This window comes from Erythrobacter sp. EC-HK427 (assembly GCF_902498745.1).
GTDB lineage: Bacteria > Pseudomonadota > Alphaproteobacteria > Sphingomonadales > Sphingomonadaceae > Alteraurantiacibacter.
The window spans coordinates 848,499-861,537 of the sequence record NZ_LR701479.1; the positions used below are offsets into that span (position 1 = coordinate 848,499).

At 64.6% G+C, this 13,039-nt stretch carries 12 protein-coding genes; 7 read left to right on the forward strand and 5 right to left on the reverse strand.

Annotated features, from left to right (window positions below; translation table 11 throughout):
• Positions 1–58 precede the first annotated feature (58 nt).
• Both ald and GC121_RS15805 read left to right on the forward strand, forming a co-directional pair.
• Positions 59–1,174 carry an alanine dehydrogenase gene (gene ald, locus GC121_RS04035; protein ID WP_151972875.1) on the forward strand — a complete coding sequence of 372 codons (1,116 nt, stop codon included), beginning with the start codon at positions 59–61 and terminating at the stop codon, positions 1,172–1,174.
• A gap of 66 nt (positions 1,175–1,240) precedes the next feature.
• Entirely contained in the window at positions 1,241–3,016 is a 1,776-nt protein-coding gene (locus GC121_RS15805) for a GGDEF domain-containing protein (protein ID WP_151972876.1), read from the forward strand.
• Positions 3,017–3,018: 2 nt separating this feature from the next.
• Here GC121_RS15805 and GC121_RS04045 read toward each other — a convergent pair whose 3' ends face one another.
• Together GC121_RS04045 and GC121_RS04050 are read right to left on the reverse strand one after the other, a co-directional pair.
• Positions 3,019–3,429: a thioesterase family protein gene (locus GC121_RS04045; protein ID WP_151972877.1), complete on the reverse strand. Its 411-nt coding sequence runs from the start codon at positions 3,427–3,429 to the stop codon at positions 3,019–3,021.
• On the reverse strand, positions 3,426–5,480 hold the full coding sequence (locus GC121_RS04050) for a S9 family peptidase (protein WP_151972878.1): 2,055 nt from the start codon (positions 5,478–5,480) through the stop codon (positions 3,426–3,428). Before GC121_RS04050 ends, GC121_RS04045 begins: the two co-directional genes overlap by 4 nt.
• 40 nt (positions 5,481–5,520) lie before the next feature.
• Here GC121_RS04050 and GC121_RS04055 point away from each other — a divergent pair, with 40 nt between their 5' ends.
• The 5 genes from GC121_RS04055 to GC121_RS04075 all read left to right on the forward strand — a co-directional run bounded on the left by GC121_RS04055 (position 5,521) and on the right by GC121_RS04075 (position 10,607).
• Entirely contained in the window at positions 5,521–7,332 is a 1,812-nt protein-coding gene (locus tag GC121_RS04055) for an aminopeptidase P family protein (RefSeq protein WP_151972879.1), read from the forward strand.
• Position 7,333: 1 nt separating this feature from the next.
• Entirely contained in the window at positions 7,334–7,729 is a 396-nt protein-coding gene (locus tag GC121_RS04060; RefSeq protein WP_151972880.1) for a cupin domain-containing protein, read from the forward strand.
• Between the two features lie 201 nt (positions 7,730–7,930).
• On the forward strand, positions 7,931–8,491 hold the full coding sequence (locus tag GC121_RS04065) for an EF-hand domain-containing protein (RefSeq protein ID WP_151972881.1): 561 nt from the start codon (positions 7,931–7,933) through the stop codon (positions 8,489–8,491).
• Positions 8,488–9,225 carry a response regulator gene (locus tag GC121_RS04070; protein ID WP_151972882.1) on the forward strand — a complete coding sequence of 246 codons (738 nt, stop codon included), beginning with the start codon at positions 8,488–8,490 and terminating at the stop codon, positions 9,223–9,225. Before GC121_RS04065 ends, GC121_RS04070 begins: the two co-directional genes overlap by 4 nt.
• Positions 9,225–10,607, forward strand: a complete 1,383-nt coding sequence (locus tag GC121_RS04075; protein ID WP_151972883.1) for an ATP-binding protein — start codon at positions 9,225–9,227, stop codon at positions 10,605–10,607. Before GC121_RS04070 ends, GC121_RS04075 begins: the two co-directional genes overlap by 1 nt.
• A gap of 3 nt (positions 10,608–10,610) precedes the next feature.
• Here the strand turns inward: GC121_RS04075 and GC121_RS04080 are convergent, their stop codons facing one another.
• The 3 genes from GC121_RS04080 to GC121_RS04090 all read right to left on the reverse strand — a co-directional run bounded on the left by GC121_RS04080 (position 10,611) and on the right by GC121_RS04090 (position 12,988).
• Entirely contained in the window at positions 10,611–10,979 is a 369-nt protein-coding gene (locus GC121_RS04080; protein ID WP_151972884.1) for a hypothetical protein, read from the reverse strand.
• Between the two features lie 70 nt (positions 10,980–11,049).
• Complete coding sequence (locus GC121_RS04085; protein WP_151972885.1) at positions 11,050–11,457, reverse strand: ribose-phosphate pyrophosphokinase; 408 nt, start codon at positions 11,455–11,457, stop codon at positions 11,050–11,052.
• A gap of 4 nt (positions 11,458–11,461) precedes the next feature.
• Complete coding sequence (locus GC121_RS04090) at positions 11,462–12,988, reverse strand: helicase HerA-like domain-containing protein (RefSeq protein WP_151972886.1); 1,527 nt, start codon at positions 12,986–12,988, stop codon at positions 11,462–11,464.
• Positions 12,989–13,039 lie beyond the last annotated feature (51 nt).

Genomic DNA, 13,039 nt, shown 5'->3' on the forward strand with positions numbered 1-13,039 from the left:
TCTACTTGCGCGAATCCGGTTTCAAAAGTAACGGAATTGGCGAGAAGGAGACTCCCCCATGCGCATCGGCTGCCCCAAGGAAATCAAGAACCGCGAATACCGTGTCGGCCTGACGCCGGAAAGCGCGGGCGAGCTGGTCGCCAATGGCCACGAAGTGTGGGTCGAAAGCGGCGCGGGCGCGGGGATCGGCGCCTTCGATTCCCATTACGAGGAACGCGGCGCGAAAGTGATCGCCACCGCTGCCGAGATTTTCGCCGAATGCGAAATGATCGTGAAGGTGAAGGAACCGCAGGCCGAGGAAATCGCCCGTTTGCGTGAGGGCCAGGTGCTCTACACCTATCTCCACCTTGCACCCGATCCGGCGCAGACCGAGGGCCTGGTGAAATCGGGTTGCACCGCGATTGCCTATGAAACCGTCACCAGCCCGCATGGCGGCTTGCCGCTGCTGAAGCCGATGAGCCAGGTCGCGGGCCGGATGAGCATCCAGGCGGGCGCCAGCGCGCTCGAAAAGGCGCATGGCGGGCGGGGCGTGCTGCTGGGCGGCGTGCCGGGCGTGATGCCGGGCAAGGTTGTGATTATCGGTGGCGGTGTGGTCGGCTTTAACGCGGCGCAAATGTCTGCCGGGCTGGGTGCGGATACCGTCATCATGGATTTGAACCCCGAAGTGCTGGAAAAGGTCGGCACCCATTTCGAAGCGCGCGCCAGCACCCGCTTCGCCAGCCGCGCCAATATCGAGGAAGCCGTGGCCGAGGCAGATATGGTTGTCGGCGCGGTGCTGGTTCCGGGCGCCGCCGCGCCCAAGCTGGTGAGCCGCGCGATGCTCAAGACGATGAAGCCCGGCGCGGTGCTGGTTGATGTCGCTATCGACCAGGGTGGCTGCTTTGAAACCAGCCACGCCACCACGCATGACGATCCCACCTATGTGGTTGACGACATTGTGCATTATTGTGTTGCCAATATGCCCGGCGCGGTCAGCCGCACGAGCACCTATGCGCTCAACAATGTCACGCTGCCGCACGCTCTGCGCATCGCCAATAAGGGCTGGAAGGAAGCCATGCGCGCCGACCCGCATCTGGCGCAGGGTCTCAATGTCCATGCGGGCAAGGTGACCTATCCGGCAGTCGCGAGCGAGCTGGGCTATGATCTGCTGCCCATCGAAGAGGCCATTGCCTGAGCAATCACCCGATTGCGCAGCCAAGCGTTAACGCCTCCCTTACGCATCCTGCCCTAGAGTTGCGCCATGATCGGTGGTGCGACCCGTTGGCTCGCCCGGCTGTATGTCGGGGCGCTGGCAGTGCTGTTTGCGCTGATGCCCGCGCACGCCTTGGCGCAAGACCCCAATAGCGGCCTGACCTACCCTTCAGAGCTGCCCTGCCACACCATCGTCGATCCGGCAGAGACAATGGCGGCGATTGCCCGCGATCCCGCTCGCTGGTCATGCGGAACGCTGGAGGAATTGCCTGCGGGCACGCAGCAGATTGCCGTGCGCTTTGGCCTTGGTGACAGCGCTATCGCGCAGCCCGGCCTGCTCGTTAATTCGCACACCTACCGCGAGTTCGACACGTTCGAGCGGTTCGCAATCGTCACGGTTGGCGAGCGGGAAATTGCCAGCTCGGGCTGGCTGACAGTGGAGCAGTTGCTGCCCACCTCGCCGGTCTGGAAGACCCGCGTCGAAGCACCATCCATCGCTGGCGAAGCGCAGGCCGTCATCGTGCGGATCGATGCGCCCGAGCGGGCGGGCGTGATCGACCGCTTCGAGCTGGTGGACACCGCGCCCGACGCACTGCTCGCCAATGCGGATCAGCTGATTGCCGCAACGCTGTGCGGATTGCTCCTGCTGCCCGTTTTGATCGGGCTCGGCCATTTCCGTGTGCTGCGTTCGCGATACGCCGCGTACCATTTCGCCTATTGCGTGCTCGCCATGGTGCAGATCGCCGCGCTCGGCGGGCTGTTGCCGCTGCTGTTCGATATACCGCGCACCGCGCAGTTCATGATCCTGCATCTGAGCTTCGATCTGATCACCGCAACCAGCGTCATTTTCGCGGTCAATTTTATCGAGCCGGACAGGCTGAGCGCAACATCGCGGCGGTTGCTTTATGCCATTGGCGCTTTGGCGCTTGTGCTCGGCACGATGCGGGTGACGCTCGGCCAGACTATCGGTGATGCCATCGCCTTTGTCTATTACGGCGGATATGTCCTGTTTCTGGTCGGGCTCGGCTATGCTTTGGCGCAGTCGCTGCTGAGCGGCAGCCGGGCGAGCCGCTTTATTCTGGCTGGCTTTTTGCCGCTGGTGGTGATCGGCACGCTGCGGGTGGTGCTGGCGCTCGCCACCAATTTCGAAATCCGTTTCCACGCCGTGCTGTGGCAGCATCTCGCGCTCAGCTGGCAGGCGGTGGTGACGGCCATAGCCGTGGCCGACCGCTTCCTGATCCTGCGGCAGGAGCGTGACCACGCCCGCGACACCGCACGGCTGCTCGAACGCGTGTCAGAGCGCGATTCGCTGACCGATCTCTACAATCGCCGGATCATTACCGAACGCTATGCCCAGCTTCATGCCGACGGCTTTACCTCGCTCGCCGTGCTCGATCTCGACCATTTCAAGGCGATCAACGATACCTTCGGGCACGCAGCGGGTGACGACGTGTTGTGCGCGGTTGCGGACGCGCTGGGGCCCGATGAGGATACCATCGTCGTGCGCATGGGCGGCGAGGAATTCGTCCTGCTCTTGCGCGGGGACGGGGTTTTCGAACGCGCGGAAAGACGGCGTATTGCGGTGGGCCTAGCGGGCAGAGCGGCGCTCGGCGATGCGCACCGGGTTACAGCCAGCATGGGCCTCATCGAGCTGAGCCCGGAAACCGCGCCGGACATGGATTTCTACGGCTTGTACGAACGCGCGGACCGGCTGCTGTATGAAGCAAAGAATGCGGGCCGCGACCGTACCGTGAGCGAACGGCTCAAAGTCTTCCGCCCGCGCCGCCGCGACCGGCGCAGTGCCGACCGGCGACACGCTGCGTAACCTCAACCCCACCCGCCCGCAGGCATAAACGGCGCGGCGACTTCGCCCGGCACGCGCATCAGCTTGCCTGTCGCCCGGTCAATCATCGCCCAAGTCGTCTTGGCGCGGACGAGCTCTTTGCCTTCGCTATCGGTGAAGCGGTAATGCCGGTTGAAGCGCGGGCCCTTGGGGCCTTCGAGGATTTCGGTGGTGCCCGTCACCACCGCGCCCACCCCCACATTGCCGCGATAATCGATCTCGTGCCGCAGCACGAACCATGCATAGATGTCGCGGTCTTCCGCGCGCGCTTGGCGCTCCCAATGCTCGCCCGACAAATCCTCCATCCAGCGCAACCAGACGGTGTTGTTGACGTGGCCGTTCACGTCGATGTGTTCGGGCAGCGCGGTGAACTGGCGGGAGTATGTGTTGCTCACCCCTCCACCCCCAACTGCCAAAGGACGAATGCCACTTCCTCCGCCGTTTCGCGCAGGCCTTCGAAGCGGCCCGACTTGCCGCCATGGCCCGCGCCCATATTGGTTTTCAGCAGCAGCACATTGTCGTCGGTCTTGAGTTCGCGCAGCTTGGCGACCCATTTGGCGGGCTCCCAATAGGTGACGCGCGGATCGTTGAGCCCTGCGGTCACCAGCATCGGCGGATAGGCCTGCGCGCGCACCTGATCGTAAGGCGAGTAGCTACGGATCAGCTCGAACATCTCCCGGCTCTCGATGGGATTGCCCCATTCGGGCCATTCGCCAGGGGTGAGCGGCAGGCTCTCGTCGAGCATGGTGTTGAGCACATCGACGAAGGGCACGTGCGCGACGATTGCGCCCCACAATTCGGGCGCCTGGTTGATCACCGCGCCCATCAGCTCGCCGCCTGCCGAGCCGCCGCTTGCGCTGATCTTGCCAGCTGCGGTGTAGCCCATGGCGACTAGGCCGCGCGCCACATCGACAAAGTCGTTGAAGGTGTTGGTGCGCGCCTGCATCTTGCCAGCCAAATACCATTCGCGCCCCAGATCATCGCCGCCGCGAATATGCGCGATAGCATAGGCGACCCCGCGATCCACCAGGCTCAGCCGCGTCACCGAGAATCCGGGCGGCACGGCATAGCCATAGGCACCATAGGCATAGAGATGCAGCGGGCCACCTGCGGGCCTGTCCTTGCGATACATCACGCTGACCGGCACTTCGGCCCCGTCGCGCGCGGTGATGTGCAGCCGCTCCACCGTGTAGAGATCGGGATCGAACCCGCTCGGCACTTCCTGCACTTTGAGCACCTCCAGCGCGCGGCTGGCGACGTCGTAATCATACACCGTGTCGGGCGTGATCGGGCTCTGGTAATGCAGCCGCAGCTTCTCCATCGCCCATTCGGGATTGTTGCCGAGCCCAGCGGTGAAGGTGTCCTGCGGAAAGTCGATGCTCTCTACGCGCGCCGGATCGTCGTAATAACGGATCTGGATCTGGTCGAGCCCGGCCAGCCGCCCCTCTACGGTGTAGAAGTCGCGGAACAGATCAAAGCCGGTGATGTAGAATTCGTCCGAACCTTCGATCAGCGGCGTCCACTCGGCAGGCGCGGACAGCGGCGCGGTGGCGAGGCGGAAGTTGACGTGGGTGTCATTGGTGAGAACGAAGAGCGTATCGTCCCTCACATCGACATCATATTCCACGCCCGTCTGCCGCGCTTTCACCAGCAGCGGCGTGGCGAAGGGATCGCTGGCGGGCAGCAGCCAGACTTCGGAGGTCTCGTTGTCGCCCGCGCCGATCATCAGCCATTCGCGGTTGGACGACAGGCCCGGCGAGGCGGTGAAGCCGAGCTGCGCCTCGTGATACAGCTCAATATCCTCGCTCATCTCGCCTACGCGGTGCGCGAAAATGCGGTCGACGCGCCATTGTTCGTTCGCGCGGCCATAGACGATCACGCTGTCACCTGCCGCCCACACAAGATCGGTGTTCACGTTCTCGATGCGGTCGGGCAGCAGCGCGCCGCTCTCCAGATCCTTGATGAAGCCGGTGAAAAACTCGCCGCCGGTCGTGTCGGTCGAGTAAGCGAGATAGCGCCCGTCCTCGCTTACCGAGAGCGCGCCGAGTTTGAAATATTCGAGGCCTTCCGCGAGGGCAGGACAGTCAAGGATCAGGTGCTTCTCATCCGTGCCCGCGGGGCGACGATAGAATTTGCGATACTGCCCGCCTTCCTCGAATTCGGACCAGTATTCGAAATCACCATCCTTCTGCGGAACGGTGGCATCGTCCTCCTTGATGCGCGCGCGCATTTCCTTGAACAGCGCATCGACTCTGGCCTGATGCGGGGCCATCTGCGCCTCGAAATACGCATTCTCCGCCTCGACATGGGCAAGGATTTCCGCGTCCGTCACCTCGGGATAGCCGGGATCGCGCAGCCAGGCGTAATCGTCGGTCAGCGTGATGCCGTGATAGGTGGAAGAGACGGGGCGTTTGGCCGCAATCGGCGGACGGGTGGAATCGCTCATAGAACCGGCCTATGTAGGCGCAAAGAAAGGACTGCAAGCCATGTTGATGCAAACCCACGAAGCCCGCCTCTCCGCCCTCCGCGAGGAACTCGCCCGGCGCGAGCTCGCTGGATTTGTCGTGCCGATCAGTGACGAGCATCTGTCCGAATATGTCGGCGCCTATGCGCAGCGCCTTGCGTGGCTCACCGGCTTTGGCGGCAGCGCGGGCAGCGCGGTGGTGCTGAAGGATCACGCGGCGATGTTTGTCGACGGCCGCTACACCATCCAAGTGCGCGACCAGGTCGATGGAAAGCTGTTCGACTATATGTCGGTGCCCAAAGACCAGCCGGGCGACTGGATCGCCGCGCACGCCCAGGAAGGCGCGCGCATCGGCTTTGATCCGTGGCTGCACACGCGCGGCTGGGCGAAAGCGATGGCGGCGCGGCTGGCCAAGGCGGGCATGGAATTGGACCCCGTAGACAGCAACCCGATCGACGCGGTGTGGGCCGACCAGCCCGAACCGAGCATGGCCCCCGCCTTCGTGCAGGACGATGCGCTGGCGGGCCGCTCCAGCGCCGACAAGCGCGGGGCCATCGCCGATTGGTTGCAAGCCGAGAAGCTCGACGCGGTGGTCATCAGCGCCTTGGACAGCGTCGCATGGACGCTCAATGTGCGCGGCGCCGATGTCGATCACACGCCGGTCGCGCTCAGCTATCTGATGGTGCAGGCCGATGGCACGGCGGACTGGTTCATCGCGCCCGAAAAGGTGCCGCACGAGGTTGCCGAGAAGCTGGGCAATGCCGTGCGCATCCGCGCACGCGACGAGTTCTCCGCCGCCTTCGCCGAGCTTGCGGGCAAGCGCGTGGCGGTCGATCCCGAACGCAGCGTCTATGCGATTTTCGACCGGCTGGAAGAGGTTGGCGCGCAGGCCGTCCTCGAAACCGATCCCGCCGTGTTGCCCAAGGCGATCAAGAACCCCGCCGAACAGCAGGGCCACCGCAATGCGCAGGCGCGCGACGGGGCTGCGGTGACGCGTTTTCTCCAATGGCTGGAGGGCGAAGGGCCCAAGGGCACGGTGGACGAACTGTCTACCGCCGCCAAGCTGCACGATTTCCGCAAGACCAATCCCGAACTGCTCGATCTGAGCTTCGACACGATTTCGGGTGCGGGCTCCAACGGCGCGCTGTGCCATTACCGCGTGAGCGAGGAAACCTGCCTGCCGCTGGTGCCCAACAGCGTCTATCTGTTCGATAGCGGCGGGCAATATGCCGACGGCACAACGGACATCACCCGCACCGTCTGGATAGGCCCTGATGCGCCGCCTGCCGAAGTGAAAGACCGCTTCACCCGCGTGCTTAAGGGCCACATCGCGCTCGACATGGCGGTCTTCCCCACCGGCACGCCGGGCAGCGCATTGGATGTGCTGGCGCGGCAATTCCTGTGGCAGGCGGGCGTCGATTACGCCCACGGCACCGGCCACGGGGTCGGCGCGTTCCTCGCCGTGCACGAAGGGCCGCAGCGCATCGCCAAGGGGCGCGGCGGACAGGCGGGCACCGATCAGGAACTGCTCGCGGGGATGATCCTTTCGAACGAGCCGGGCTACTACAAGGACAATGCCTACGGCATCCGCATCGAGAATCTGGTGCTGGTGGAAGAGCGGCAGATCGAGGGGCAGGAAGGCGACTGGCTCGGCTTCGAAACGCTCACCTTCGTGCCGATTGACCGGACGCTGGTGGATGTCGATCTGCTCAGCGATGCCGAAATCGGCTGGTGGAACAGCTACCACGCGAAAGTGCGCGACGTGCTCGCCCCGCAGTTGGAAGGCGAAGCACTGGCATGGATGGAAGCCGCCTGCGCGCCGATCAGTCGCTGACATGACCGCCCGCAAACTCTCGGAGGAATGGATCCATCTCGGCCTTGGCGCGAGCGCTGAACCGTTGGAGCCGTTTGACGGGATGGAGTGGTATGCCCGTTATGGTGCGCGTCACGCGGCGGACGGAGCGGAAGGGCGGCTCGTCTCGCGTTATCGCTTCACCGAAAGCTGGGCGGTGTGGGAAATGCACCCGCATGGCGCGGAAGTGGTTGTCGTCACCGATGGCGCTATGACCCTGATTCAGGAAGTGGGCGGCGAGGAAGTGCGCACAACGCTCCGGCGCGGCGAATATGCCATCAATCCGCCCGGCATTTGGCATTCTGCCGATGTGGACGGGGAATGCGAAGCGCTGTTCATCACGGCAGGCATGGGCACAGAGCATCGTCCCCGAAGCTGAACCGCGTGCGGATAAAGCGCGGCTGAACAGCTGCATCCACCTGCGACACTTTGCGACACTTCTCCGGTTTTCCGGCAAAGCTCTGCGACATGGGCGCCCTAAAACGGCAAACATAGAGCAGCGGGGCGCCGGAAACCTCCCATCCCCCTTCAAGATGGCGCCGCGTTGCTCTACCCTGTTTCTTGGAGTGGAGTAGACGAAATGAAAAAGACCCTATTGATTGCCGCAGCCGCCGCTGGTCTCACCGTGGGCAGCGCCGCCGTGGCGCAGGAGCAAATGCGCGGCCCGATGGGCGGTGATGTCACTCGTGCCGATGTCGAGTCCCGCATTGCCGAACGCTTTGCCCGCATGGATGCGAACGGCGATGGCCTGCTCAATCAGGCCGACCGCGAAGCCCGCGCCCGCGAACGTTTCGCGGCGATGGACGCAAACGGTAATGGCCAGTTGAGCTTCGACGAAATGCAGGCTGCGCGTGAGGAACAGCGGGCAAACCGTGAGGAACGGCGCGCCGAACGTGGTGACCGTCGCGGTGGTCAGCGCATGGCGCGTCGTGGCGGACGCGGCGGCGGTGAAGGCCGCGGCATGATGGAACGCGCCGATACCAATGGCGATGCGGCGATCTCGCTCGAAGAGATGACCACAGCCGCGCTCGCCCGCTTCGATGCGGCCGATGCCAATGGCGACGGCACGCTGACCGCCGAGGAACGCCGCGCCCAGCGTGGTGAACGTCGCGGGCGGCGCGGTGGCGGTCGCCAAGAATGAATGAAGCGCAGGTAACCCTGCTGCTGGTGGATGACGAAGCCAGCCTGCGTGAACCCCTGGCGGAGTATCTTGTCCGCCAGGGGTTTGCCGTTCTCACGGCGGCAGACGCGGCCAAGGCGCGCAGCGTGCTGCTGGACAAGCGGCCCGATCTGGTGCTGCTCGATATCATGATGCCGGGCGAAGACGGGCTGTCGCTGTGCCGCCATCTGTCCGAGACGAAGGATCTGCCCGTCATCCTGCTCACCGCCAAGGGCGAGGCGACCGACCGGATTGTCGGGCTGGAAATCGGCGCGGACGATTATGTGACCAAGCCTTTCGAACCGCGCGAGCTGGTGGCGCGCATCCGCTCGGTACTGCGCCGTGTGCACAAGAATGGCGGGGCCGTTTTGGCCGAGACCGAGGCGCATTACGCCTTCGATGGCTGGCAGCTCGATCCGTTGAAGCGCCGCCTGACCGATCCCGAAGGCACACTTGTGCCGATTTCCACTGCCGAGTTCCGTCTGCTCGTCGCGCTGCTCGATCATCCGGGGCAGGTGATGCATCGCGACCGGCTGCTCGACATGGTGCAGGGGCGCGAGGCGCATTTGTTCGACCGCGCGGTCGATAACCAGGTGAGCCGCCTGCGCCGCAAGATCGAAACCGACAGCCGCGATCCCAAACTGATCCAGACGGTGTGGGGCGGCGGCTACCGCCTCGCTTGCGACGTGCGGCGTTTCCTGCCCGATTCCGCCTGATGCCCCGCTTGCTTCCGAAGAGCCTGCTGGGCCAGATGCTGCTGGCCGTGGCGCTGGCGCTGCTGGTGGCGCAGGCGCTGTCTGCCGTGCTGCTCTATCGGGCGCAGGCGCAGCGGGCCGAGAACGAGATCGTCAATGGCCTAGCCTTCCAATTGGTCGTGGAAACGCGGGCCGACCGCCCCGGTCGCCTGCGCGGAGACCGCATCCGTGAACGGGTGACAGCGGCACTGCAAGCGCCCGACATCCGCCGCCAATTCCGCGATCCCGCGCGCGAGGCTGCCTTGCGCGAAGTGCTCTCCGCGCAAGGTGTGCCGGTTGCCGAGCTGGTCGTGCTCCACCGCCCCGCCAACGTCGAATGGCCGCTGGCCAGTGTGCCCCCACGCGAGCGGCTGCGCGTGCCGCAGGAGCGCGATACGGGCGCGGTATTTGCCGGGCTGCGGCGCAATGCGGGCGAGGACTGGCGCATCGCCCGTGTGGCGGGGCCGCGCGGCACGGGAAGGCCGCTGGCGGGAATTATCCTCCAGACGCTGATCCTCTATGCGGTACTGGTGGGCGGGCTCGCGCTGCTGCTCAAACGGCTGACCCGGCCTCTGGCGGCGCTGACCGCCCGCGTCGAAGCCTTTACGGGTTCGCCCCAAACGGCGGGCCAGCCGCTCGAACCCAGCGGGCCGGAGGATGCCCGCCGCCTGATCGCTGCGCATAATGCCATGGAAGCGCGCATCACCGCGCTGCTCGACGAAAAGAACGTGATGCTGGGGGCCATCGGGCACGATCTCAAGACCCCGCTCGCCGCGCTGCGGGTGCGCATCGAAAGCGTCGAGGACGAAGCCGAGCGCGCGCGCATGGCAGCGACGATCGAGGACATTACGACCACGCTCGACGATATTCTTTCGCTCGCCCGGGTGGGCCGCCCGAGCGATCCGCTCGAACGCACCGATCTGGCCGCGCTGGTCGCCAGCGTGGTCGAGGAATACGAGGATATGGGCGAGGATGTGGAGCTGGTCGACAGCACCCGCATCGCCATGCCGCTGCGCGCCACCTGGCTGCGGCGCGCAATGCGCAATCTCGTCTCCAACGCGCTGCGCTATGGCGAACAGGCACGGGTGCGCTTGCTGCGCGAAGGCGACACCGCGATCATCCGCATTGCCGACACAGGCCCCGGCATTCCGGACGCAGAGCTGGCGCAAATGCTCGAACCCTTCGCGCGCGGCGAGGCATCGCGCAACCGCGCCACGGGCGGCGCAGGCCTTGGTCTGACGCTCGCCCGTGCGATTGCCGAACAGCATGGCGGCACGCTGGTGCTCGCCAACCGGATGGATCAGACTGGCGCGGTGGGCGGGCTGGTCGCGGAAATTAGGCTGCCTGTTGCGCAATCGGCCTGATTATCAGTAGCCGGTACCGCGCCCGCCGACTGTCAACACCTGTTGCCGGCCACCACCCACTTGCACATTGCTGAATGTCGCACTGTCATAGCCGGTACCGAACCCGTGGCCGACCATCACATCCCAGCACCCGGCATCAACCCGGAAGCGCAATCCGCGCCCCGGCTGTACCGGATTGCTTATCCGGTTGAGCCCGTGACTCATCGCGCTGCACCGCGAAATTGTAATCGCGTTGAGCGGGACATTGGTGTTGTTCTGGACGACAATCTCGCCGACCGGCGCATTGCCGCTGACCAGCTCGCCGCCCGTAAAAGTTGCGCAACCGCTGACTGCTAGCGCGGCAACAAGGGCTGCTATTGCTTGAAATTTCATGTCGTCCCCCTTTAGCTGATGCGCCAATTTTTATCGCAGAGCCGCTAGGTTAGCCAAGTGACAAGCCCTGTTAGAGTTCTGACGTTTGCCAATAGGCGAAGGCCTTTGCCTGTAAGGCCTCGACAAAGCGCAGCGCTTCCGCCCCCGTCCACTCGCCCGCGTAATCGCGTCGTCCCGTCCACCAGCCCTGCCCCGGCAAGCGGTCGCTTTCGCGCACGACCAGCACAGCAAGTTCTGGCTCGCCCGCCGCGCGGCCATCGGCGTCGATCGCATCCAGCGTGCGGCACAGGTTGCGCATTTTGGGGCGGGTGAAGCGGAAGCCCAATTGCCCCAGCATTTCCGAATAGCTGACCGCCCGCCCCGCGCGCGCCGCCGCGATCAGGAGCGCGCGGATGCGCGGCTTGTCACACAATGCGCTGGTATCACCGGGCGCGGATAGCCCGCTTTCGTCGAGAAAGTCGGCGAGCGATTTGTCCATCGCCCTACCGCATCAGCCCGCCGATGATATTGCGCACAAAGGCGGTCGCGCCGGTGCGCAGCGGGTTGGCGCTGGAGCGGCGACCCGTCACGCTCGCCACCGCGATAGAGGTCAGCGAGCCTGCCGCTGCGCCCATCGCCGCCTTGCCGGCGCGTTCCCACATACTGGGCGTTTTGCGTTCGCGCTTGGCGACTTCTTCCTCGCCCTGTTCTTCAACCTCTTTCGCGGTTTCGGCGGCATCGGCGGCCTTTTGCGCCAGCACTTCCTCGGCGCTTTCGCGGTTGACCGCTTCGTCATACTTGCCTTCGAACGGGCTGACCGACTGGATGATCGCGCGTTCCTTCGGCGTCAGCGGGCCAAGGCGGCTGCGCGGCGGCTTGATGAGCGTGCGCTGCACGATTGTCGGCGCGCCTTCATCGTCGAGCGTGCTGACCAGCGCCTCGCCGACTTTGAGTTCGGTAATCGCTTCGGCGACATCGAGATCGGGGTTGATACGGAAGGTTTCCGCCGCTGCCTTGATCGCGCGCTGGTCTTTGGGGGTGAAGGCGCGCAGCGCGTGCTGCACGCGGTTGCCCAATTGCCCGGCAATTTCCTCCGGAATATCGATGGGATTTTGCGTCACGAAATAGACGCCGACGCCCTTGGAGCGGATGAGGCGCACAACCCGCTCGATCGTGTCGTGCAGCGCCTTGGGCGCATCGTCGAACAGCAGATGCGCCTCGTCAAAGAAGAAGACGAGCTTGGGCTTTTCCGGATCGCCCACTTCGGGCAGCGTTTCGAACAGCTCGGCGAGCAGCCAGAGCAGGAAGGTAGCGTAGAGCTTCGGGCTGCGCATCAGCTGGTCGGCGGCGAGCACGTTGACCATGCCGCGCCCCTGATCGTCCAGCGTGATGAAGTCGTTGATCTCCAGCGCAGGCTCGCCGAAAAACTTGTCCGCGCCCTGGCTTTCGAAGCTCAGCAATTGCCGCTGGATCGCGCCTACCGACTGTTTGGACACATTGCCGTACGTGCCCGAAAGCTCGGCCGCATTGTCATGCGCCCAAGCGAGCATCGCGCGCAAATCCTCGAAATCGAGCAGCAGCAGCGCGTTTTCGTCGGCATAGCGGAAGACGATGTTGAGCACGCCTTCCTGCGTCTCGTTCAGATCGAGCAGACGGGCGAGCAGCAGCGGCCCCATTTCGGACACCGTGGTGCGGATCGGGTGGCCCTGTTCGCCGAACAGATCCCAGAACACCACCGGATTATCCGAATAGGCATAATCGTCCATGCCCAGTTCCTTGGCGCGGGATTCCAGCTTGTCGGCGTGCTTGAACCTGGGCGAGCCCGGCATAGCGATGCCCGACAGATCGCCTTTCACATCGGCCACGAAAACCGGGACACCGGCGGCAGAGAAACTCTCCGCCATGCCCTGCAAGGTCACCGTCTTGCCCGTTCCGGTCGCCCCCGCGACAAGGCCGTGGCGGTTGGCGCGCCCCAGATCGAGCGCCTGCCGGTTGCCGCCCAGATCGTTACCCAGAAAGATGTCGGCCATTTTCGCCCCTTATTTCTCATGTTGCCCGATTCTCGCGGTGACCCTAGAGCG